Source organism: Thermolongibacillus altinsuensis, assembly GCF_004341205.1.
GTDB classification, from domain to species: Bacteria; Bacillota; Bacilli; order Bacillales; family Anoxybacillaceae; genus Thermolongibacillus; species Thermolongibacillus altinsuensis.
On record NZ_SLUL01000010.1, the window covers coordinates 16,331 to 38,603 of the forward strand.

The window sequence follows — 22,273 nt, forward strand, 5'->3', positions numbered from 1 at the left end:
AGTGTCTTCATTGCATTTACCAGCAGACTTCATTCAAAAAATGAACACGTTGCTTCAAGAAGAAGCAGATCGTTTTTTTGCAACTTATCATGAAGAAAAAGTAAGTGGACTTCGCATCAATCCGCTAAAAATTTCGCGAGATGAGTTTTTGCGCATTTGTCCTTGGAACGTAGAAGCTGTACCGTTTTGTGAAACAGGCTTTTATTACGAAAACGATGTTCAACCTGGAAAACATCCGTATCATGCAGCAGGGCTGTATTACATTCAAGAACCGAGCGCCATGTTTGTAGCGGAAGTATTGAAGCCGAGTCCTGGGGAAAAAGTTCTTGATCTTTGCGCTGCTCCTGGCGGCAAATCTACCCAGCTAGCAGCGATGATGAACAATACAGGATTTCTTCTTGCGAATGAAATTCACCCAAAGCGAGTCAAAGCTCTTTCAGAAAACATCGAGCGCTTAGGAATTACAAATACAGTCGTCACAAATGAAACGCCTGAGAAACTCGCGACGCGTTTTGCGGGATACTTTGATAAAATTTTAGTGGATGCTCCTTGTTCGGGTGAAGGGATGTTTCGAAAAGATGAAGAAGCGATTCAATTTTGGAGTTGTGACCACGTCAAAAAATGCGCTGAAAAGCAGCGTTACATTCTCGAACATGCCTATGAAATGTTAAAAGAAGGCGGCATTCTCGTCTATTCCACTTGTACGTTTTCTCCTGAAGAAAATGAGCAAACGATTGAATCCTTTTTAAAACATCACCCGGATATGGAACTGTTGCCGATTGAAAAAACCGATGGAATTCAAAATGGCGTCGTAGAATGGACGCAAGAAGGGCTAAAAGAAATCGTTTATACCGCTCGGCTATGGCCGCACCATCTAAAAGGGGAAGGTCATTTTGTCGCCAAAATGAAAAAACATGGACCAACCAGTCCGTGGAATGGAAAAATCGCAAAGTCGAATGTATCCAGACAAATGTTGCGCGATTATGAACAATTTGCGAAAACAACATTAAAAACGTCGATCAACCGTACGATTTACGCATTTCAACACCATTTATTTGCGCTTCCTGAAGATTGTCCAAGTTTCGACGGTTTAAAAGTGATTCGCGCCGGACTCCATCTAGGAGAGCTAAAGAAAAATCGCTTCGAGCCAAATCACGCTCTAGCGATGGCTTTAACAATCGATGATGTTCAACATTACCTTCCATTATCAAACGAAGAAGCGATGAAATATATGAAAGGAGAAACGTGGCATACAGGACAGGATCGCGGGTGGTTGTTGGTTACGATTGAAGATTACCCGCTCGGTTGGGGAAAAGAAACGAAAGGAATCGTAAAAAATTTCTATCCAAAAGGATTGCGAATCGTTTAAAGCTGTCTCCTCCTACGGAGACAGCTTTTATTTAATCGTGGCAATGACTTTAAACACAATTTCATCTTTTTCGAGATCAAACCGTTCTGCTCTCACGTTATATCCTTTCTTTATGTTTACTTCATTTAACAGCACATAAACGCGCTCATTTTTCGGATCAACTTTGACCCAGTCTGGCAACGAAGCATTTTTTTGCATATATTTTAAGACATACTGTACAGGCAATTTTAATTGACCGAGTGATATCGTTGGATTCGATAATTCAATATTTCCTTGTTCAGTAACATTCGGTATAAACGTAACCGTTAAATCCATCTCTTTCTCAAATACAGGAATTTGGCTTTTAATATACACTTGATCTGCTAACTGAATTTCATACGAAAGGGATCCCGTTTTCATTTTTTGTTTAACATAGTCATTGATAATGGTATTTAAATGTTGTTTGGTTGTATGGATGATCAATTCCGCTCCTTGAGCTTCTTTCGCGTTTCCTTTCGCTTCTTCCACGTTCACGGATGGCGTTTTGGCCGGTTGGAAAAGCAAAAAGAGCACAAGCGTCAGAGCGGAAAGATTGATAAAAAGCAAACCAAAGAAAAGTTTTTTCCACTTCATCATTCACGTCTCCCTAACCATTGCTCTTCTTCTTGTTTTAACTGTTCGTGTATGCGAGTCGCAATGAGCTGGTAACCTTTATTATTCGGATGAAACTGATCATCGGATAATACATCTTCACGTTCTGCAAGCACATCGGCAATATGCACAAACATCATTCGATCATATTGAGATACCACTTGTTCGCTTCCATCATTCCATAAATCAATCACTTTTTCAACTTCCGGGACGGATTGAAACACAGATGAAAAAGGATTATACAAGCCGATGAGCACCACAAAGGCATCACGATTCATCGTGCGAATGGTTTGCAACAGATCATCTAGTCGAGAAGCAAAAGCTTGCTGTTCTTCCACAAATAATGAGTAAGATAAATCTAAAAAATGAGAGCGAACAACTTTCATCATATCATTTCCGCCAATGGTAATCAAAATAAGATCTGCTTCGCGAATCGGCTTTTTATTTTTTTGAATGATCTTTTTCAACTGTGTGCTGCGCAAGCCGCGCTTTCCAAGATTCGTCGCCGTCACTTCGCTAATCCCTTTATGTTGTTCTAAATATTGTTCTAAATAAGCAACATACCCTCCGCGTTTTTGCTCATCTCCTACTCCTTCCGTCAAAGAATCCCCAAGAGCCACGATGTTGATTTCTTTCGGCAAGAAATCATAAGGAATTTTGAAATGTTCTGATAAAAAGGTTTGTTTCAATGCACCATCTTCCACCGAGCTCGTTGGAACAGAAGAACAACTTGAGAAAAGCATCAAACAAACAACGCTGAAAATCCATTTCTTCATTCTTCTTACACCCGCTGTAAATAGTTAATGAAAGAAAAGGCAAAAATGACAAAAATCATTTTTGCCTCAAAAGTTTACTGAAGCGCTTTAATATGTTTCAAAATTTCTTCATAAGGAACATCGTTTAGTCCGCTATAATATTTGACAATGTTTCCGTTTTGGTCCACAAGATAAAAGTCGGTGCCGTGAATCACTTGATCTCCTTGTTGCGGTTTTTTCACAATCGCCTTAAAGTTCTTTTGGGCAAATGTTTCAATTTCTTGTTGCGTATAACCTGTGAGCAAATGCCAATTCGTTAAATCAGCATCAAATTTTTGTGCATATTGCTTTAACGCATCAGGTGTATCATTTTCTGGGTCCACACTAAATGAAACAAAATGAACATCTAACCCTTCTTCTTTCGCCATATCTTGCAATTTTGCCATATTTGCTGTCATCGGCGGACAAACATCTGCACATCTCGTAAAAATAAAATCAGCGACCCATACTTTTCCTTTTAAATCCTTTAAGCCAAATGGCTTTCCGTTTTGATCTGTAAAGGTAAAGTCAGCAATCGGCCAATTTTTCGCATCCGGAATCCCTCTTCCGCAGGCAGCAAGGATGATGACAAGCGCTGCAAATAAGAGCCATTTACGTTTTTTCATTTACACCACCGCCTTTTTTTTACTCTACATAATACATAAATCCAAGAGCTCCTGGGCCTGTGTGTGTGGAGATAATCGGTGTCGTATACATAATCTCTGTTTCAGAAAATCCAGTTGCCTCGAAAATTGCTTGTTTTAAGCGTTCAGCTAAATTAAGCGCATCGGCATGGGCGATGCCGACTCTTTTAATCTTCTTCCCTTTTGTATCTTGAATAAATTGATTGGTTAAATATTTTACCATTTGCGAGTGACTTCGAACTTTCGCAACAGGCGTATACACGCCATCTGCTAAAGAAGCAATGGGCTTAATATTAAGAAGCGAGCCGATCAACGCTTTTCCACGTCCAATTCGGCCACCTTTGACAAGGTTTTCAAGCGTGTCAACCGTGACGAATAAATTTGTATTTGCACGGATTTGATCGAGATGTTGGATTATCTCTTGTACTGTTTTCCCTTGTTGAGCCATTTTGGCCGCTTCAACTACTTGAAATCCTAGCGCAATGGAAATAAAACGCGAATCGACCACAGTGACATTTGCATTGGTCATCGCTGCTGCGCTCTCAGCCGAACGAACCGTTCCGCTCATTCCTCCAGTCATATGAATCGAAACGATCTCACAGCCTTCGGAACCTAGACGGTCATAAACTTCTAAAAACTGACCTGTCGATGGTTGGGAACTTTTCGGCAATTCTTCTGCTTCCCGCATTTTTTTCATAAACTGCTCGGGAGTAATATCGACTCCATCCAAATAGGTTTCGCCATCAATCGTAAACGAAAGCGGTATCACATGAATTTGGAGTTGGTCAATGACTTCTTTTGGCAAATCAACGGTTGAATCTGTCACAATTTTTACTTTTTGCATCATTTCACTTCCTAAACCAAACATTAATTTTTTTACATACGCTGAAATTATATAATAAAATCACAAAAAATGTTGCCTTTTACAAAAAATTTTTTTGCACAAAAAAGAGTCGTTTTGCTGTTTTCGCAAAACAACTCTCGGTCCTTGATCATGCGTTGTTCTTTAAAACCTCTGTTTTGAAAATTTGCTCATAAACAGGCCACTTCAGTACCTTCTTTAAATACTCTTTAAACGAATATACTCGTTTAGGATTTGGATTCGCATAAACATTTGCAATAAACGTTTGCAATCGCACTTTTAACATGAATTGATAAGTGCTATCGTCCTCCAATACCGGAATTTCGATAATTTTGACCTTTTGCCCATGAACGTTTTTAAACTCTAGGCTTTTAAATAGCAAGGTATCAATCCTCTTTTTTCACCGATTTACTTATAATTATACACCAAATTCGTGTTGAAGTATGTCATATTCCGTTAAAAATTCATAAAATTTTCGATGAAAAAAGAGAAGAATTTTGTCAAATTAGCAAATGGAACAGATTGCTGTCTTTATTCACTTCCATAAACGGAAAACCTTTTTTCTTCATACGTTCGATTAATGGTTCATAATCTTCACGACGCTTTAACTCAATTCCAACCAACGCCGGGCCGCTCTCTTTATTATTTTTTTTCGTATATTCAAAGCGGGTAATATCATCGGTTGGCCCTAACACTTCATCGAGAAATTCGCGCAAAGCTCCGGCGCGCTGCGGAAAATTAACGATAAAATAATGTTGCAATCCTTCATAAATCATCGATCGTTCTTTAATTTCTTGCATGCGCCCAATGTCATTATTCCCGCCGCTAATGACGCAAACAACCGTTTTTCCGCGTATGTGATCTTTATACAAATCTAAAGCAGCAATTGGCAAGGCCCCTGCTGGCTCAACCACAATCGCATTTTCATTGTATAGCTGCAAAATGGTCGTACATGCTTTTCCTTCAGGAACGAGCACGATATCGTCTAATATTTCCTTCGCTAAAGCAAATGTTTTTTCGCCTACTCGTTTCACCGCTGCGCCATCCACGAATGGATCGATTTCATTTAACGTCACGACCGAACCAACTTGGATTGCCTCTCTCATCGACGGAGCTCCTTCTGGTTCAACACCAATGATTTTCGTAGTCGGGGAAATGCTTTTCATATATGTACCTAGTCCTGAAATGAGTCCCCCTCCACCGATGCTTACAAAAACATAATCGATCATTTCTTCACAATCATTTAAGATTTCTACACCGACTGTACCTTGACCCGCAATGACGTATTCATCGTCAAATGGATGAATGAACGTGCGCTGTTCGCGTTCACAGCATTTCATCGCTTCTTCATAGGAATCATCAAATGTGTCACCGACTAAAATAATTTCGACCATGTCTCTTCCGAAAAATTGAACTTGCGACACTTTTTGACGAGGTGTCGTCGATGGCATATAAATTTTTCCGTGTACTCCTAACGAACGGCAAGAGTAAGCCACCCCTTGCGCGTGATTGCCGGCGCTTGCGCAAACGATCCCTTTTTGTCTTTCCTCTTCACTTAAACTTTTCATGCGATTGTAAGCACCGCGAATTTTAAACGATCGAACAACCTGCAAGTCTTCCCTTTTCAAATAGACTCGACAGCCATACCGTTCCGATAACAGTTCATTTTTTTGCAAAGGGGTGTGATGCACAACGTCTTTCAATGTTTGATGAGCAATTAAAATATCTTCTACATAAACGCCGTTTTTTCGCTTCACTTGTTGTCCCATCTTTCATTTTCCTTTCCAAACAATATGATCCATGTTTCAAAATGATTTTATTCTAAACTATACCACATTTTCCAAGAAAGAAAAGTAAATTTTCTAAAAATTAATAAAAAATTCAAACCCGCTGATGAAGCTATTTCAGCGGGTTTTTCGTTCATAAACATGAAATTCATAGCGATAAGGATTTTTTTCATCTTGAATCCCTTTTTTTCTCGAAATCAATCTCCATTCATCTTCGTTAAAAGGAGGAAAAAACGTATCGCCTTCAAATGCGGCATCGATGTATGTGATATACAAGCGATCCGCAAACGGCAAGGTTTCTTGAAACAGTTGAGCACCGCCAATAATAAAGATCTCTTCCTTTTCTTCCTCTTCTATTTTTTTGATGTCATCAACGGAATGGATGACGGTACATTGTTCACACTGGAAATCTTTCTTTCTCGTTAATACAATATTTTTTCTCCCAGGCAGAGCGCGTCCGATCGATTCAAACGTTTTTCTTCCCATGACAATCGCATGGCCCATCGTCACTTGTTTAAAATAAGCTAAATCAGCCGGAAGATGCCAAGGAAGCGCATTGTTTTTTCCGATTAAACGCTGGCGGTCCATCGCTACAATGATCGAAATCATACGATCGGCTCCTTTTATACCGATACTTCCGCTTTAATGTGTGGATGCGGATCATAATCAACAATTTCAAAATCTTCAAAACGATAATCAAAAATAGAAGCTGGCTTCCGTTTAATGACAAGCTTCGGAAGCGGCCGTGGTTGACGTGTCAGCTGTAACTTCGCTTGTTCGATATGATTTAAATATAAATGAACATCGCCGCCTGTAAAAATCAACTCTTTCGGCTCTAAATCGCATTGCTGGGCGACCATATGCGTTAACAACGCGTAGCTTGCAATGTTAAACGGCAAGCCGAGAAACGTATCAACCGAACGTTGCTGCCACATGCACGATAACGTTCCGTTTTCCACATAAAACTGAAACGCATAATGGCATGGCGGAAGCTTCATTTTATCAAGCTCAGCTACATTCCATGCACTCACAAGCAATCGGCGCGAATTGGGATTCGTTTTAATTTGTTCAATCACTTGGCTAATTTGATCAATGGTTCGTCCGTCAGCCCCTTTCCACGCACGCCACTGAGCGCCGTAAATAGGCCCTAAATTTCCCTCTTCATCGGCCCACTCATCCCAAATCGAAACACCATTTTCCTTTAAATAGCGGATGTTTGTATCGCCGCTTAAAAACCATAGGAGCTCATGAATAATCGAGCGAATATGTAGTTTTTTTGTTGTTAGAAGAGGGAATCCTTCTTGCAAATTAAAACGCAATTGTCTTCCAAATACCGAAAGCGTTCCTGTCCCTGTTCGATCTTCTTTGCGTACACCATTCTCTAAAATATCTTGAAGCAAATCTAAATACTGCTTCATCTTAGCCTCATCCTTTCCAACGTATTCCTTTCAAACATTATATATAAAAATAGGTGTAAACACTAGAAAAAATCACGGGAGCAATCCCGTGACTAACAAATGCGCGGCAATAAAAGGCCTGATAATCGATATAATCTTCGCGTCGTTCCGAGCGGTGTTCTCAATAATAGTTGACCTTTTTCCGTCGAACGTACAGTGCCAATAACAGCCGCTTCTTTTCCTTCTGGAAACGAACGAATGGCATCGAGCACATTTTGTTCGTCTTCTTTTGCAACAATCAAAACTACTTTTCCTTCATTCGCTAAATAGAGCGGATCAAATCCAAGCAACTCACATGCTCCCTGCACTTCTCTTTTTAGAGGAATCGCTTCTTCCTCTAATTCAATCGTCACTTGAAAATCTTCACAAATTTCCACAAGCGAAGTCGCTAATCCCCCGCGAGTCGGGTCGCGCATGATTCGAATGTTTTTTGATGCCTTCATTGCAGCTGAAATCATCGGATATAAAGTCGCACAATCGCTTTCTAAATGAGTCATTAATCCTAATTCACCGCGAGCGGCCAAAACCGCAATGCCATGATCGCCGACCGAACCGCTAATAATGACAGAATCTCCTTCTTGAATCGAAGCGGTTAACGGCTGCGGAACAATCCCAAGCCCTGTTGTATTAATATAAATGCCGTCGGCGGATCCGCGTTCGACCACTTTCGTATCGCCTGCAATGATTTGCACATTCGCTTTTTTCGCTTCTTCAGCCATGGAATGAACAATTTGTTTTAAATCTTTTATCGGAAATCCTTCTTCAATGATAAAACTGCACGTCATCATTTTTGGAATGGCTCCCGATACAGCTAAATCGTTTACCGTTCCTGCTACGGAAAGTTTTCCGATATTCCCGCCTGGGAAAAAGATTGGCTTCACGACAAAACTATCCGTCGTCATTGCAAGTTGACCATTTTCGATATGAAAAAGGGCTGAATCAAACTTTGCATAAGCGTCGTTATGAAAATAGGAAACAAATACTTGTTGAATGAGTTGATGCGCCAGTTCCCCGCCATCGCCATGTGCGAGCGTGATACGGTCCATCTTTATTCCTCCCTCATATACTGATAGTAAGCCGCACAGCTTCCTTCGGATGAAACCATGCATGGTCCGATCGGGTTAAGCGGTGTACATGCCTTCGCAAACAAGACGCATTCAGGTGGGTCGATGAGTCCGCGAATGACTTCCCCGCAGCGACACTTTGTTTTTCGCGGGCTTCGCATCGGGACGGAAAACTTTTCTTTGGCATTAAAATGACGATATTCCTCACGAATATCCATCCCGCTTTGAGCGATGGTTCCGATTCCACGCCATGGCTCATCACATAATGCAAAATAGCGATTCATCCAATATTTCGCATGTTCATTTCCGTCTTCAGCGACAACACTTTGATAATCATTGATGACAAGCGCATTTTGTTCCAACGCCAGCATCAGTAATCGACGCAAACTGCTAAGCAACTCAACTGCTTCAAAACCGCTAATAACCCCAGGTAAATGATACTCAGCAGCCAAAAATTCGAAATGTTTTCGCCCCATGACCATCGAAACATGACCAGGAAGAAGAAACCCATCTAACGCTACTTCTTTGTTATTGAGAAGATGCCGTAAAATCGGTTCCACTAATTTGGTCGACATCCAGATCGAGAAGTTATGAATTTGTTTTTCTTCGGCTTCTTTTAACGCAGCCGCTAAAATCGGAATGGTCGTTTCAAAACCAATTCCTAGAAAAATGACTTCTTTTTGTTGATTTTGCTCAGCAATGCGAACGGCATCGTTCGGCGAATAAACAACGCGAACATCGTTTCCATTCGCTTTTGCTTGCATCAATGTTCCATAAGAACCTGGAACGCGCATCATATCTCCAAACGTGCAAATAATTCGATTCTCTTCATCGGTGAGAGAAATCATCGCATCAATGGTCGCTTGGTCCGTCACACAAACCGGACACCCCGGTCCTGAAATGAGACGAATATGATTTTGTAATGCTTTTTTCACTCCGGTTCTTGCAAGAGCCATCGTATGTGAACCGCATACTTCCATAAATGCAGGAATGCGTTGAAATTTTTTTTGAAATTGTTTTGCCAATTTTATTACTTCATCTAATAAGGCTCGACTAATTTTCGAACTCGTATATTGATCCATCAGTTCTTGCATCGACTAGCTTCCTCCATTCTTCCAAGCTCGCTTTTGCATACTCTTCATCAATAATGGACATTGCTTGTCCAGCATGAACAATGACATAGTCGCCGATTTTTACTTCTGGAACAAAAATAATCCCTATGTTCATTTGTGAACCCATGACATCAACTAATGCAGAGAAACCATTAATTTCGATCACTTTTGCTGGAACTCCAACACACATGATTTTCTCTCCCTTCGGTTTGCGGCAATAATTAATTGACCAAGTGCTAATCCTCCATCACTGCACGGAACTTTTTGATGTGTATAAACGATAAAACCTAATTTTTGCAGTTCTTTGATCAGGTTTTTAACCAAATAGCGATTATGCATACTGCCACCTGACAAGACCATTTGACGATGATATTGCGGATGCTTTTCAATCGCTTTTCGAATCATCTCAATGGCAGCGGACACAACAGTTTGATGAAAGCGACCAGCAATGAGTTCGATGTTCTCATTTCGCTTTACATCTTCTGCAATCGCAAGCCACATCGCTGTTAAGTCAATTTCAATAATGTTTTTTTCTTTTAATTCAAACGGGTAAGGTTCGTATATATACTCTTCATTCACCAATTCCGCTAGGCGAATGGCAGCTTCTCCGTCGTATGTAGAATGCGTACAAACATGCAAAAATGCGCTCACCGCGTCAAATAAGCGCCCACACGTTCCAGCTTTCGGGGCGTGAATATCCTTTTCCATCATCTGTTTTAAAATTTGAATTTCGTACTGTTTATCAGGAAAGCGTTGCGCAGCCAGTTCATATCCTTTATCTCCTAAATAATAGCCGAGCATGCCAACCGCAGTACGCCACGGTTCTTTTATACATCGCTCTCCGCTCGGTAACGGAGTGTACGTTAAATGACCAAGCCGTTGATAATGAGAAGCATCGCCATACAGAAGTTCAAATCCCCATATATGTCCGTCTTCTCCATACCCTGTTCCATCTAAAATTAATCCAAAGCAATTACTGTTTATCCCGTTATCCTCCATACACGACACCATATGCGCATGGTGGTGCTGTACCGGAATAACCGAAACATCCCATTCTTTTACAATGTTCCATGTTTCATAGTTTGGATGCATATCAACAGCAACGACTTTCGGTTCTACTCCCATCCATGTTCGCAAATGTTCATATTCGCGCTGAAAATGTTCGACCACTTCAATATTTTGCAAATCTCCAATATGTGGTCCGAGAAAGATTTGTTCGTTTCGTCCAAAGGCAAACACATTTTTTTGTTGTCCGCCTAAAGCGGCTATTTCGTGAACATCGCTTGTTGTAAAAAATGGATCAGGGACAAATCCACGCGCTCGGCGTAAAAAATCAACGTTGCCGTTTTGAATTTGAACAACCGAATCATCAATCGGATGAACAATTGGCCGATTATGGACAAGAAAATAATCAGCAATCGACTTCAAATCTTGAAGAGCTTGTTCATCTTTATATAAGATCGGTACACCTGAACGATTCGCACTGGTCATGACTAAGACAGGGATATGCTCTTCATCTAACAACAAATGATGAAGCGGTGTATAAGGCAGCATCACTCCAACCGTTTTTAATCCCGGTGCTAGCGACGGAGCGAGCGGATACGTTGTTCTTCTTTTTAAAACAACAATCGGAGCTTCAGGCGATGTTAATATCCGCTCTTCCTCTTCATCCACCTCACACATCTGCTTTACAACGGAGAGAGAGGCGGCCATCACCGCTAATGGACGAGCTGGTCGTTGCTTTCTCGTTCGCAATTGTTGCACAGCTTGTTCATTTGTTGCATCGCACGCAAGATGATAACCTCCTAATCCTTTAATCGCTACAATCGCTCCCGATAACAACCGTTGTTTTGCATTTTCAATCGCATCCCCATCAAGCGTTTGACCATGGCGATCGATAAGCGTAACGCGCGGACCGCATACCGGACAAGCAATCGGCTGCGCGTGATGACGTCGATTCAACGGGTCTTCATATTCTTTTTGACAACGTTCGCACATTGGAAAAGATTTCATCGACGTATACGGACGATCGTAAGGCAGCTGCTCAATAATCGTATATCGCGGTCCGCATTGAGTGCAGTTAATAAACGGATAACGATAGCGATGGTCATTTGGGTCATTCATTTCTTGCAGACAATCATCACAAACAGCTGTATCGATTGGAATGACAAGCGAAGAAGCCCCTTTTCGTTCACTTTCAATAATAGAAAATTGTTCAAATCCTTGAACATCTACTTCCAAAACGTTTAACTGATCAATGCGAGATAAACGAGGAGCTTCCGTCTGTAATGAAAGTAAAAATGACTGCAGATCCTTCTCTTCTCCTTCGGCAAAAACAGTAACACCGTCCATGTTATTTTGAACCGTTCCCTTTATGTGATAACGATGAGCGAGTTGAAAGACAAAGGGACGGAATCCGACCCCTTGAACCCGCCCCTTAATTGTCACTTTTATTGATTTTTGCATCGCGCAATCCCCTCTCGAATCCAATTGAGCCATTGGTCCATCCCTTCATTCGTTTTTGCTGATAACGGAATAAGCGAAGATTGCGGGTTAATGCCTTTTAAATCGTCTTTTGCTTGCTCCACATCAAAATCGAGATAAGGAAGCAAATCAATTTTATTTAGTAAAACCAATTCCGTACGCATAAACATCGTCGGATATTTTGGAATTTTATCGTTTCCTTCAGGGACACTTAATACGGCGACCTTATGCTGTTGTCCTAAATCATAACCAGAAGGGCAAACGAGATTACCCACATTTTCAATAAACAAAAGGTCAATTTCACTTAAATCAAATTGCGGCAAAACCGCAGCAATCATTCGTGCGTCTAAATGGCACCCGCCATGCGTATTAATTTGCACCGCTTGCGCACCGAGCGCCCGAATTCGCTCGGCATCTTTTTCCGTTGCTAAATCTCCTTCAATGACACCGATCCGAAAATCTTTTGACAGTGCTTCAATCGTTTTTTCTAAAATCGTTGTTTTTCCGGCTCCTGGGGAACTCATTAAATTAATAACAAGCGTTTTCGTTTCTTCAAACAGACGACGGTTAAACTCTGCGGCGCGATTATTATTCGTTAAAACATCTACCTCTAGCGTTACTTTCATGATGTCGAACTCCCTTCATATGACAACACTCGAAATGTTTCTCCTGCGATGATTTGACCGCTTGGCAACATACACGATGGACATTGAACAAGCCGTGATTGCGGCTCATACTCCTCTTCACAAATAGGACAAAACGCTTTCGCCCGTTCAAAATGAATGATCAGCTGCGCGTCTTCGGTTAATCGATTATCTTTTTGCAACTTATAAGCATCGAATGCCATTTCTAAAGCTTCAGGAAGCGCATTGCTAAGCGCTCCCACAATCAATTCTACTTTTGTAACCGCATCGATGTTTCGCTTTGTTGCATCCTGTTCAATTAAACGAACAATCTCCCCCATTAAAGCCATTTCATGCATATAAATCCCTTTCTAGTTGAACATACCATTGGTTTTCTATTTTTTTCGTTGCGAGTAACGGCATTTTTAGCGTTCCTGTTTCTGATGCCAAATCAAATTCCCGATCGCAATACAAACAAATGAAACGATGTTCAAATTGAACGTAATGCGGCATCACACGACAATGGGAACAAATAGCCTTTCTCGCCTTTATATTGCCTTTTTGTACATAAACAACAACAGGAACATGATGAATGTTTTTCACTTCCACCCCTTTTAATTCATCAGCATCGTACGTCCCAAGAAGATGCCACGCACGATGAACAGAGAACAAAATTTCTTTCATTTTTTCCACCTCATCTTCTAATAATGGGGCGGAAGCTTCTTTCATTGTTTCAACCAAACTGTTCCGCAATTCTTTTAAAAACTGCAAGCGATTCATGAAGCTTCACACCACTTTTTCACTTGTTGAACAACTTTTTCTGCCAACTGAGGAAGTTGTGCTTGAACGATATGCGATAATTGTAATCCAAGTTCAAGGGAAGCAGGTTGAATCCCAAACATGATCATATGTTTTGGACAGGTTTCCCGAATTTTTGCCGCAGAGAGAACTTCTTGAAATCCTAATTGGTGAATCGACATTTTAACGCCAAAATATGCAGGAATTTCATCATCGACAAGCGTAATAATCGTCCCTGCATCTTTTCCTGCATGAATGGCATCAATGATAATTAAATAATCCGTTTCTTCGATGGTTCCTAACAATCTCATTCCATCTGTCGAACCTTCTAACACTTCAACGTTTTCGTAATGAGAAAGCTGTTCTTCTAATAAGGGCAAAATATGAATGCCAACTCCCTCATCGGAATAAAGCAAATTTCCGATTCCGAGAACGGTAATTTTTTTATTATTTTCCATTGTTTTCACCTAGTACCTCTTCTTTACGCTCAATCTTGTATCCTGTAAAAATGGAAGACATGGTGCCGTTTCGTTGTAAATAGTCCTCACGAAACGCCATGTAGACATGGACGACGGTAAAGACCATAAATCCCCACGCGACTAAATGGTGCCATGAACGAACAGAGAAACTGTCCCCGCCAAACAAATGAGCAACCCACATGAACATTTTTCCGTAAATGGATTCTGGTTGCGGCTCGAATAACAAATAATAGCCTGTGAGAATCATAATGATGGAACCGAGACCGATAAAAATCCAGTAGCTTAATTGGGCAAGCGGGTTGTGGCCGATATAATGTTTCTTTTTATTTTTTAAAAACAAATAATACTTAACGGTCTCCCATGCTTCTTTCCAGAAAGAGAGACGAAACGGGTTCGAAGTCGCGTGTTCGTTTCCTTTATACACCCAATACCAGCGCACCGCCAAATTAATGGTGAAAACAAACGCTGTGAAAAAGTGGATATATCGAGCCCATCCCATTAAATAAGAATAGTACGCTTCTTCTTGAATGGAAGCGGAAGCAAACGGGCGGCCGATAAACACGCCCGTAATCATTAAGATGAAAATGGACAACGCATTAATCCAATGAAAAATGCGTACAGGTAACTCCCAGACGTACACTTTCACCATTTGATCATTGAGCGGAATCGTTTTCGCCTGGCGCGATTTTTTCCAGACTACCTTCACTGTTTCTTTTTCAATTTTTGGATTTGTCGGGACCGACATCATGCTCCCTCCTACCCAATGTAAATATTGGTTGTTTGTTTTGAAACAACATCTGTTAAATGAACAGCGCATGCTAAACATGGATCAAACGAGTGAATAATGCGTAAAATTTCTAACGGTTTTTCCTTATCTAAAAGAGGTGTTCCTTTCAACGAAGCTTCATACGCACCCATTTGATTTTTATGATCGCGCGGCGAAGCATTCCACGTTGTTGGGACAACCGCTTGATAGTTTTTCGTTTTTCCGTTTTCAATTTCAATCCAGTGGCCTAAAGCGCCACGCGGAGCCTCAATCCAGCCAACTCCTTTCGCTTTTTTCGGCCACGTTTCTGGCTCCCATTTTGTACGGTCAAATGTGACCTGATCGCCATTTTTAATATTTTTCAATAATTTATCCATATCATCGCGCATCCATTTCGCAACAAGAATCGATTCTAATCCACGTGCAACCGTTCTTCCGAGCGCTGATTGCATCGCTTCAAACGGCCAATTTAATTTCTTTAATGTGTCGTCTATTAAGCTGACAAACTCTTCTCGTTTTAACGCATAGCCGACAAGCATGCGCGCAAGCGGTCCCGTCTCCATCGGATGTTCTTTCCAACGCGGAGACTTCAACCAACTGTACTTTTCATCTGTATTTAACGTTTTAAACGGAGGTTTTGGACCTGTGTAATGGAGCGATGTTTCCCCTTCCCATGGATGCTTTCCGATTCCGCCTTCTTTTCCGTCATAGGTGTACCACGAATGGTCAATAAACTCTTTCACCTGCTCTGGATCTTTCGGATCAACATCTAGCACTTCATTGAAGTTTCCGTTCAAAATCGCACCGCGTGGGAAGCGATAAAGATTTACATCGCGAATATCTCCTGTTGAGAAATCGCCATAACATAAGTAGTTATTTAAGCCGCCGCCGTATGTCCAATCTTTATAGTAAGAGCCGATGGCGAGCAAATCTGGAATATACACTTTATTAATAAATTCAATGGCTTCATCAATAATTTGTGAAACATGCATCAATCGTTCCGCATGAACCGCATTGTCACTGTTAATATCGATCGGCGTCGCCATTCCACCTACTACATAATGCGGATGAGGGTTTTTTCCGCCAAAAATCGTATGAATTTTAACGATTTCTTTTTGCCAATCGAGCGCTTCTAAATAGTGAGCCACCGCTAACAAGTTGACTTCTGGCGGCAATTTATAAGCCTTATGTCCCCAATATCCATTGGCAAAAATACCGAGCTGGCCGCTTTCCACTACTTTTTGGATTTTCGTTTGAATTTCTTTGAAGTATCCCGGTGATGATTTTGGCCAGTCCGAAATGGATTGCGCAATGCGACTTGTTTCGTTTGGATCGGCTTTTAATGCACTTAATACATCCACCCAGTCAAACGCATGCAAATGATAAAAATGAACAACATGGTCATGTAAAAACACAGCTGCATTCATGATGTCACGAATCAAATGGGCGTTTCGCGGAATTTTGATATCAAGCGCATCCTCAACGGAACGAATAGACGCTAACGCATGTGTCGTTGTACAAACACCACAAATTCGTTGCACATACGCCCATACATCGCGAGGATCGCGATCGCGAACAATCAGTTCAATTCCTCGAACCGCTGTACCAGAGCTAAATGCATCTTGAATGATTCCTTTTTCATCAACGTCTACCTCAATGCGTAAATGACCTTCAATTCTCGTTACTGGATCTACAACAATGCGCTCTGTCATTTCCGTTCACCTCGATCATGATTCTCTTGCTCTTTTTTCTTTACCGCTGTGATCGCTGCATGTGCGGCAACTCCTGCCGCTGTCACGCCAACTGCAATCGCGCCAACCGTTTCTGGGTTAATCGTCGTTTGTGATGCTGGAATTTTTGCACGGCGAACATAAAATGGTCCGTTATCCCAGAATCCTTTTTCTGAGCAGCCGATACATGGATTACCAGATTGAATCGGATAGCTTACTCCTCCGTTCCAACGCATTTCTGCACAGGAGTTGTAGGTAGTTGGTCCTTTACAGCCGACTTTGTACAAACAATATCCTTGTTTTGCACCTTCATCATCAAACGACTCCGCAAACAATCCGGCGTCAAAATATGCTCGGCGGTTGCATTTATCATGAATGCGATGACGATAAAACGCCTTCGGTCTTCCTAGATGATCCAATTCAGGTAATGTACCAAATGTAATGATATGGGCAATCACCCCTGTCATCACTTCAGCGATTGGCGGACAGCCCGGTACTAATATAATCGGCTTATCTTTCACAAAGTGCGTAATTGGTTTCGCTTTCGTTGGATTTGGATAAGCAGCTGGAATGCCTCCCCATGACGAACAGCTTCCGTAAGCGATAATCGCTTTTGCTCCTTTTGCTGTTTCGATGAAGGTTTCTTTTGCTGACACACCACCAACGGTCAAAAATGCATCGTCCATTGGCAAACTTCCTTCAACCACCAATATGTATTCTCCATAATAGTGCTTCATCACATGTTTTCGCGCTTCTTCAATTTGATGCCCAGAAGCAGCAGATAATGCTTCTGTATATTCAAGCGAGATCATATCTAAAAGCACGCTTTCCACTTTTGGATGGGTAGAACGAATAAACGACTCAGAACATCCTGTACAGTCTTGAAACTGTAACCAAATGACTGGAACACGTGCGCTTTTTTCCATCGCCGCGACCACTTTATCCGTTTCGGAGAAATCTAACCCCATTGTTGCCGCTAATGCTGTGCACATTTTTAAGAAATCACGTCTTGTAAAACCGCGATCTAAAACCGTTTCTAAAATTGTTTTTCTTTTCATGTAATTCCTCCTCTTTACTTGATAGCGTTTACATTACATTATAAGATAACATATTTTTTACCCCTATGGGTTATATAAGGAAACATTGTCACAAAATGTTCTTAAATATATTTACATCATAAAAATAGTTTTTATATTTTAAAATAGAAAAAGCGCCTCACATAAAGTGGGCACTTTCGTTTACGTGTTATTTTCTCTCTTTTTATAAACAAATTTCGAGATCGATATACTAATTTCATATAAAAGTAAAAGTGGAATCGTCACAAGAAAGTCGGAAATAAAATCAGGCGGCGTGATGGATACAGCAACAACAATAAGAACGAAATAAGCATACTTGCGAACTTTTTGGAGCGCATACGGATTAATGAGTCCGATGCTTGTTAAAAACATAACAATGACTGGCAGTTCAAATAAAACAGCGAACGGCAATGTCATATGCAGAACGAAGCGAAAATATTTTTCGGTTGTAAACATCGTCGCAAACATGCCATCTCCTAATCCAACAAGAAAGCGAAACACAATTGGCAAAACAACAAAATATCCAAAACATAATCCGAGTACAAATAAGATAAACGTAGCTGGAATATAAGAGAGCGTAATTTTTCGCTCTTTTGGCGTTAATGCAGGCTTTACAAATAGCCACGTTTGCCAAACAAATACCGGAATGGTTAATGTGATCGCAAACACACCAGCCAACATAAAATACACCCATAAAATATCCGTTGGCCCTAAAATGGTTAACTTAACATCCAAATCTTCAACAATCCAACGATAAAGATCTTGAACAAAAACAAACCCCAACACGAAAAAAGCAATCAATGCTACAGCTACAATAATGAGTCGTTTTCTTAATTCATTCAAATGCTCAACTAACGTCATTTCTTGATCTTCGTGCCATTGTTTTTCTTCCACGAGCCTAAGCACCAACCTTTATTTAAATTCCCGATTTTAAAAACGGCAACGAAAGATGTTGCCGTTTCAATCAAGCAATATTTATTTACGCGCCTCTTTTTTGTCGTCTAATTCCTCTAGCACTTCGTCGCTTAGCCCTTTTGTCGATTTTTTAAATTCACGCAACGTCTCTCCGAAAGCTCGTCCAATTTCCGGTAATTTTTTTGGCCCAAAAATGACAAGCGCAATCAAGAGAATTAAAATTAAACCAGGTACACCGATATTTGAAAGCATGGTGTCATCTCCTTCTATTTTCATTCCATATGCTTCTTTTATTTTATTGCTAATATCTTCTTTTTTCAATTAAAAATTTTTACGAGGTGTCACAAATGATCAATGAACAGCATACGATTTATGCACTATTTTTCGATTTGCACGATCCAGTCACCATTGAAGTTGGAAAGTTAGGAACGTTCTTCTTTCCAAAAGGGCATTATATTTACGTTGGCAGCGCCAAACGAAACATTCGTGCACGCATTGAACGACATATAAAAGTCGAAAAGAAAAAACGATGGCATATCGATTATCTACGTCCGTATGGTGAAATCACAAAAATTGTAACCTATTCGTCTGAATTAGAAGAATGTGAACGAGCTCAACAATTGATGAAAGAAGTGAATGGAAAAATCATTGTCAACGGATTCGGTTCCTCCGATTGCGGCTGTCCATCCCACTTGATCTATTATGCATGAAAAGGTCCGCCAATAAAGCGGACCTTTTCTTTTAACTAGCAGCCTGTTGACTAGCAACCTTTTGCTCATATTTTTCTTCTGATTTAGCGATAATAACCGCACATGCTGCATCGCCGGTAATGTTCACTACTGTCCGGGTCATATCGAGCAAACGGTCAACTCCAAGAATAAGCGCAATTGCCTCGACTGGCAAACCAACAGATGTTAGTACCATAGAAAGCATGACAAGACCAACACCAGGCACTCCAGCTGTACCAATACTTGCAAGAGTTGCTGTCAAAACGACGGTTAATAAATCGCTGAAGGTTAGATCAACACCGTATACTTGCGCAATAAACATTGTCGCAACCCCTTGCATAATCGCAGTCCCGTCCATGTTGATCGTTGCACCAAGCGGCTGAACAAACCCGCTAATACTTTTCGGCACATTTAAATTTTTTTGCGCTGTCTCCATTGAAACCGGCAATGTTGCATTGCTGCTCGAGGTACTAAACGCAACCGCCATCGCTGGTGAAAAACCTTTAATAAACTTTAATGGGTTCATTTTTCCTAACATCCAAACCGCAGAACCGTAAACAACAGAAAAATGAACAAACAAAGCTAACAAAACAACAAACATATATTTCCCCATTGCCGCAATGGCATCAAACCCTTGTCCTCCAATCGCAACAGCGATTAATGCAAAAGCACCATAAGGAGCTAATTTCATGATCGCTTCTACTAAATACATTAAAACATCGTTCGCTTGCTCAACTAATCGTTTAATCTCTTGCGCTCGATCGCCAAGACGAGAAATCGCAAATCCGATTAATACTGCAAAAGTAATCACTTGAAGCATATTGCCTTCAACCATTGCTTGGAATGGGTTTGTCGGGATGATGTTTAGAAGCGTTTCAATGACTGGCGGCGCTTCTTTTTTCTCAAACGATGCCCCTTCTAAATTAAAATCACCTACTCCTGGTTTAAAGATTGCTCCGAGAGATAACGCAATGACTAAAGCGAGGGCAGTGGTGATGAGGAAAAAGGCAATCGTTTTTATACCGATTCGGCCAAGTTTTTTTGGATCGCTAATACCGGCCGTTCCTAAGATTAGCGAAACGAGTACAATTGGAACAACAAGCAGCTTAATTAAGTTGATAAATACCATACCAAGCGGATCAAGCACATACGTTTTGGCGAGGTCAAACCATTCTTTCGGAAGGGCTAAGTTAAAGATGAGTCCAACGATAATTCCTACAAACATTCCTAGTAAAATCTTCTTCGTTAATGACATGTCAACACCTCCGTTAATTTGTGCGTCTTTTTCTAGGAACTGTACTCATTCAAAAAGGGAAAGGGGTTAAAAAGGGGCCTTTTTAATTCTAAAATTTTTTCGAAAAATTGTAAAGAAGAAAATGGACTTAATTATCAGAAAAATAAATGAATTTCTTTGTACATAAAAACTCTGCCACATTAGCTTGTGGCAGAGTTTTTATCGTTTCTTTTTTTTACGGCTGGAATCGATTTTTTCTGTTCCCGTTTCCTTTTCAGTTGTCCCCTGTCCTTGTACTTCTGGAGAACCTAAGCCAACTGTTGATGGGTCTTTGCGATGTTTTGGCATTGTTTCACCTCGCCTTCCCTTTTTATTGTGCACCTTCTTTATTTGTAACATTCATTGAAGTTCGATCGATGCAAAATGAAATTTAGCCGTTTTTCGTCGATAAACAGAAAAACCGAAGCGAGAAAAACGAGAACTTTGCCAATGATCCTTTAAGACGATGCGCCGTCGGGCGACCCTTTTTGCTTCTTCAATGACTTCCTGTGTCAAATCAGTATACAAAGCTAGCTGTTTCATTCCTTTAATTCCGTCTGATTCGAGAATTTCCGTTTCAAACATTGGATCAAAATAGACAACATCATACGATTTTGATTCACAACGTTCCAAAAAAGAGCGATAGTCTGAATGAATGACTTGAATGCGCCGCATCGCTTCGTTCATTTCTTGGATATCGCTCTCCCAATGCCGCAATCCTTGTTTCGTTAAATACGCAATATACTTGTTTCCCTCGATTCCTATGACCTTTCCTTCTTTACCAACCACAAGACTTGCAATGATGCTATCGGCGGCTAACCCAAGCGTACAATCGAGAAAAGTCATTCCTTTTTCCAGTTTCGTCGCTTGTAAAAACGGTTCGCTCTCCCCTCTTAGTATCCGTTTGACGCGAAAAGAAGCTGAATTCGGATGAAAAAATAGAGGCTCTTCACCAGAACGCAAATGAATTTCGAGTCGATTTTTTCCAACTACCATGACATCTTCTTTCATTTGTTTTTGTAATGATTGAATCGATTTTTTATTTCTAAACACATATGGAAGGTTTAATTCAAGCGCAATTTGTTTTGCTTTATCAATCATCGTTTGATCGGTTCTTCCCGCTGTTGTCACAATCATACAAATTCCTCCAAAAAGAAATAAGGATGCCGCATCCGGACATCCTTAACAATGTTTTTCTAGGGCGCTTACAATATTTTCAATAATGTTCTCGATAGAATTTCCTTCAATGTCATGACGCGGAATGAAATGAACCACTTCTTTTCCTTTTAGCAACGCCATTGATGGAGAAGATGGTTCAATTCCGATAAAGTATTCGCGCATTTTTGCTGTTGCTTCGCGATCTTGTCCCGCAAATACCGTCACTAAATGATCTGGTTTTTTTGAGCTTTGTTGAATAGCTTGAATCGCCGCTGGACGAGCTAATCCAGCTGCGCAGCCGCAAACGGAATTGACAACGACAAACGTTGTTCCTTCGACGTTTTCCATAAATTGTTCCACTTCTTCGCTTGTTGTTAATTCACGAAAGCCGCCGTTTACTAATTCATCGCGCATCGGTTGAACGACTTGACGCATATATTCTTCATAAGACATAAACATATTGTATCCCTCCAAACGTATTAACGTTAACAAGGATACAACATTGTTTATATAAAAATCAACAA

General features: G+C 40.7%; 27 protein-coding genes. 2 read left to right on the top strand and 25 right to left on the bottom strand.

From position 1 onward, the window contains the following. The first annotated feature begins 1 nt into the window (after position 1). A complete protein-coding gene (locus EDD69_RS09945; RefSeq protein WP_132948806.1) occupies positions 2 to 1,369 on the top strand; it encodes an RsmF rRNA methyltransferase first C-terminal domain-containing protein in 1,368 nt (455 codons plus the stop codon). A 27-nt stretch (positions 1,370 to 1,396) separates the two neighbouring features. On the opposite strand, the gene EDD69_RS09950 is transcribed toward EDD69_RS09945, so the two are convergent. The 21 genes from EDD69_RS09950 to EDD69_RS10050 all read right to left on the bottom strand — a co-directional run bounded on the left by EDD69_RS09950 (position 1,397) and on the right by EDD69_RS10050 (position 18,842). Further along, positions 1,397 to 1,981: a YpmS family protein gene (locus EDD69_RS09950; RefSeq protein WP_132948807.1), complete on the bottom strand. Its 585-nt coding sequence runs from the start codon at positions 1,979 to 1,981 to the stop codon at positions 1,397 to 1,399. Next, positions 1,981 to 2,775: an SGNH/GDSL hydrolase family protein gene (locus tag EDD69_RS09955; protein WP_132948808.1), complete on the bottom strand. Its 795-nt coding sequence runs from the start codon at positions 2,773 to 2,775 to the stop codon at positions 1,981 to 1,983. The genes EDD69_RS09950 and EDD69_RS09955 overlap by 1 nt, the downstream gene beginning before the upstream one ends. Positions 2,776 to 2,849: 74 nt before the next feature. Continuing rightward, the gene (locus EDD69_RS09960) at positions 2,850 to 3,419 is read right to left on the bottom strand and encodes an SCO family protein (RefSeq protein ID WP_132948809.1); all 570 of its coding nucleotides are present in this window, start codon (positions 3,417 to 3,419) and stop codon (positions 2,850 to 2,852) included. Positions 3,420 to 3,438: 19 nt separating this feature from the next. Next, the gene (locus tag EDD69_RS09965; protein ID WP_132948810.1) at positions 3,439 to 4,281 is read right to left on the bottom strand and encodes a DegV family protein; all 843 of its coding nucleotides are present in this window, start codon (positions 4,279 to 4,281) and stop codon (positions 3,439 to 3,441) included. A 148-nt stretch (positions 4,282 to 4,429) separates the two neighbouring features. Beyond that, the gene (locus EDD69_RS09970) at positions 4,430 to 4,681 is read right to left on the bottom strand and encodes a YpmP family protein (RefSeq protein ID WP_132948811.1); all 252 of its coding nucleotides are present in this window, start codon (positions 4,679 to 4,681) and stop codon (positions 4,430 to 4,432) included. A 118-nt stretch (positions 4,682 to 4,799) separates the two neighbouring features. Then, a complete protein-coding gene (gene ilvA / locus EDD69_RS09975; protein WP_132948812.1) occupies positions 4,800 to 6,068 on the bottom strand; it encodes a threonine ammonia-lyase IlvA in 1,269 nt (422 codons plus the stop codon). Between the two features lie 135 nt (positions 6,069 to 6,203). Further along, complete coding sequence (locus EDD69_RS09980) at positions 6,204 to 6,695, bottom strand: dihydrofolate reductase (RefSeq protein WP_132948813.1); 492 nt, start codon at positions 6,693 to 6,695, stop codon at positions 6,204 to 6,206. A gap of 14 nt (positions 6,696 to 6,709) precedes the next feature. Further along, a complete protein-coding gene (gene thyA, locus EDD69_RS09985) occupies positions 6,710 to 7,504 on the bottom strand; it encodes a thymidylate synthase (protein ID WP_132948814.1) in 795 nt (264 codons plus the stop codon). A 92-nt stretch (positions 7,505 to 7,596) separates the two neighbouring features. Next, the gene (gene hypE / locus EDD69_RS09990) at positions 7,597 to 8,589 is read right to left on the bottom strand and encodes a hydrogenase expression/formation protein HypE (protein ID WP_132948815.1); all 993 of its coding nucleotides are present in this window, start codon (positions 8,587 to 8,589) and stop codon (positions 7,597 to 7,599) included. 2 nt (positions 8,590 to 8,591) lie between these two features. Next, positions 8,592 to 9,701, bottom strand: coding sequence for a hydrogenase formation protein HypD (hypD, locus tag EDD69_RS09995; RefSeq protein ID WP_132948816.1), 1,110 nt, complete (start codon positions 9,699 to 9,701; stop codon positions 8,592 to 8,594). Then, positions 9,661 to 9,909 carry a HypC/HybG/HupF family hydrogenase formation chaperone gene (locus tag EDD69_RS10000; protein WP_132948817.1) on the bottom strand — a complete coding sequence of 83 codons (249 nt, stop codon included), beginning with the start codon at positions 9,907 to 9,909 and terminating at the stop codon, positions 9,661 to 9,663. The genes hypD and EDD69_RS10000 overlap by 41 nt, the downstream gene beginning before the upstream one ends. Further along, the gene (gene hypF, locus EDD69_RS10005) at positions 9,882 to 12,185 is read right to left on the bottom strand and encodes a carbamoyltransferase HypF (RefSeq protein WP_132948818.1); all 2,304 of its coding nucleotides are present in this window, start codon (positions 12,183 to 12,185) and stop codon (positions 9,882 to 9,884) included. Before hypF ends, EDD69_RS10000 begins: the two co-directional genes overlap by 28 nt. Then, on the bottom strand, positions 12,170 to 12,829 hold the full coding sequence (gene hypB / locus EDD69_RS10010; protein ID WP_132948819.1) for a hydrogenase nickel incorporation protein HypB: 660 nt from the start codon (positions 12,827 to 12,829) through the stop codon (positions 12,170 to 12,172). The genes hypF and hypB overlap by 16 nt, the downstream gene beginning before the upstream one ends. After that, the gene (locus EDD69_RS10015; RefSeq protein WP_132948820.1) at positions 12,826 to 13,185 is read right to left on the bottom strand and encodes a hydrogenase maturation nickel metallochaperone HypA/HybF; all 360 of its coding nucleotides are present in this window, start codon (positions 13,183 to 13,185) and stop codon (positions 12,826 to 12,828) included. Before EDD69_RS10015 ends, hypB begins: the two co-directional genes overlap by 4 nt. Then, positions 13,178 to 13,606 (bottom strand): Rieske 2Fe-2S domain-containing protein, encoded by a 429-nt coding sequence (locus EDD69_RS10020; RefSeq protein WP_132948821.1) that lies wholly within the window; start codon positions 13,604 to 13,606, stop codon positions 13,178 to 13,180. The genes EDD69_RS10015 and EDD69_RS10020 overlap by 8 nt, the downstream gene beginning before the upstream one ends. Next, a complete protein-coding gene (locus tag EDD69_RS10025; protein ID WP_132948822.1) occupies positions 13,603 to 14,082 on the bottom strand; it encodes a HyaD/HybD family hydrogenase maturation endopeptidase in 480 nt (159 codons plus the stop codon). Before EDD69_RS10025 ends, EDD69_RS10020 begins: the two co-directional genes overlap by 4 nt. Further along, on the bottom strand, positions 14,072 to 14,848 hold the full coding sequence (gene cybH, locus EDD69_RS10030; protein ID WP_132948823.1) for a Ni/Fe-hydrogenase, b-type cytochrome subunit: 777 nt from the start codon (positions 14,846 to 14,848) through the stop codon (positions 14,072 to 14,074). Before cybH ends, EDD69_RS10025 begins: the two co-directional genes overlap by 11 nt. Before the next feature lie 11 nt (positions 14,849 to 14,859). Then, the gene (locus EDD69_RS10035) at positions 14,860 to 16,581 is read right to left on the bottom strand and encodes a nickel-dependent hydrogenase large subunit (RefSeq protein ID WP_132948824.1); all 1,722 of its coding nucleotides are present in this window, start codon (positions 16,579 to 16,581) and stop codon (positions 14,860 to 14,862) included. Continuing rightward, a complete protein-coding gene (locus EDD69_RS10040) occupies positions 16,578 to 17,657 on the bottom strand; it encodes a hydrogenase small subunit (RefSeq protein WP_132948825.1) in 1,080 nt (359 codons plus the stop codon). Before EDD69_RS10040 ends, EDD69_RS10035 begins: the two co-directional genes overlap by 4 nt. Positions 17,658 to 17,837: 180 nt before the next feature. Further along, complete coding sequence (gene tatC / locus EDD69_RS10045; protein WP_207893277.1) at positions 17,838 to 18,536, bottom strand: twin-arginine translocase subunit TatC; 699 nt, start codon at positions 18,534 to 18,536, stop codon at positions 17,838 to 17,840. A gap of 114 nt (positions 18,537 to 18,650) precedes the next feature. Further along, a complete protein-coding gene (locus EDD69_RS10050; protein WP_132948827.1) occupies positions 18,651 to 18,842 on the bottom strand; it encodes a twin-arginine translocase TatA/TatE family subunit in 192 nt (63 codons plus the stop codon). A 95-nt stretch (positions 18,843 to 18,937) separates the two neighbouring features. Between EDD69_RS10050 and EDD69_RS10055 the strand changes: the two genes are divergently transcribed. Then, entirely contained in the window at positions 18,938 to 19,300 is a 363-nt protein-coding gene (locus tag EDD69_RS10055; RefSeq protein ID WP_132948828.1) for a GIY-YIG nuclease family protein, read from the top strand. A gap of 31 nt (positions 19,301 to 19,331) precedes the next feature. Here the strand turns inward: EDD69_RS10055 and EDD69_RS10060 are convergent, their stop codons facing one another. The 4 genes from EDD69_RS10060 to EDD69_RS10075 all read right to left on the bottom strand — a co-directional run bounded on the left by EDD69_RS10060 (position 19,332) and on the right by EDD69_RS10075 (position 22,208). Beyond that, on the bottom strand, positions 19,332 to 20,573 hold the full coding sequence (locus EDD69_RS10060; RefSeq protein ID WP_132948829.1) for a dicarboxylate/amino acid:cation symporter: 1,242 nt from the start codon (positions 20,571 to 20,573) through the stop codon (positions 19,332 to 19,334). A 198-nt stretch (positions 20,574 to 20,771) separates the two neighbouring features. Next, positions 20,772 to 20,900 (bottom strand): YuzL family protein, encoded by a 129-nt coding sequence (locus EDD69_RS10065; protein WP_132948830.1) that lies wholly within the window; start codon positions 20,898 to 20,900, stop codon positions 20,772 to 20,774. 51 nt (positions 20,901 to 20,951) lie between these two features. Beyond that, complete coding sequence (locus tag EDD69_RS10070) at positions 20,952 to 21,728, bottom strand: class I SAM-dependent methyltransferase (protein ID WP_132948831.1); 777 nt, start codon at positions 21,726 to 21,728, stop codon at positions 20,952 to 20,954. 45 nt (positions 21,729 to 21,773) lie between these two features. Next, positions 21,774 to 22,208 (bottom strand): BrxA/BrxB family bacilliredoxin, encoded by a 435-nt coding sequence (locus EDD69_RS10075; protein ID WP_132948832.1) that lies wholly within the window; start codon positions 22,206 to 22,208, stop codon positions 21,774 to 21,776. Positions 22,209 to 22,273 lie beyond the last annotated feature (65 nt).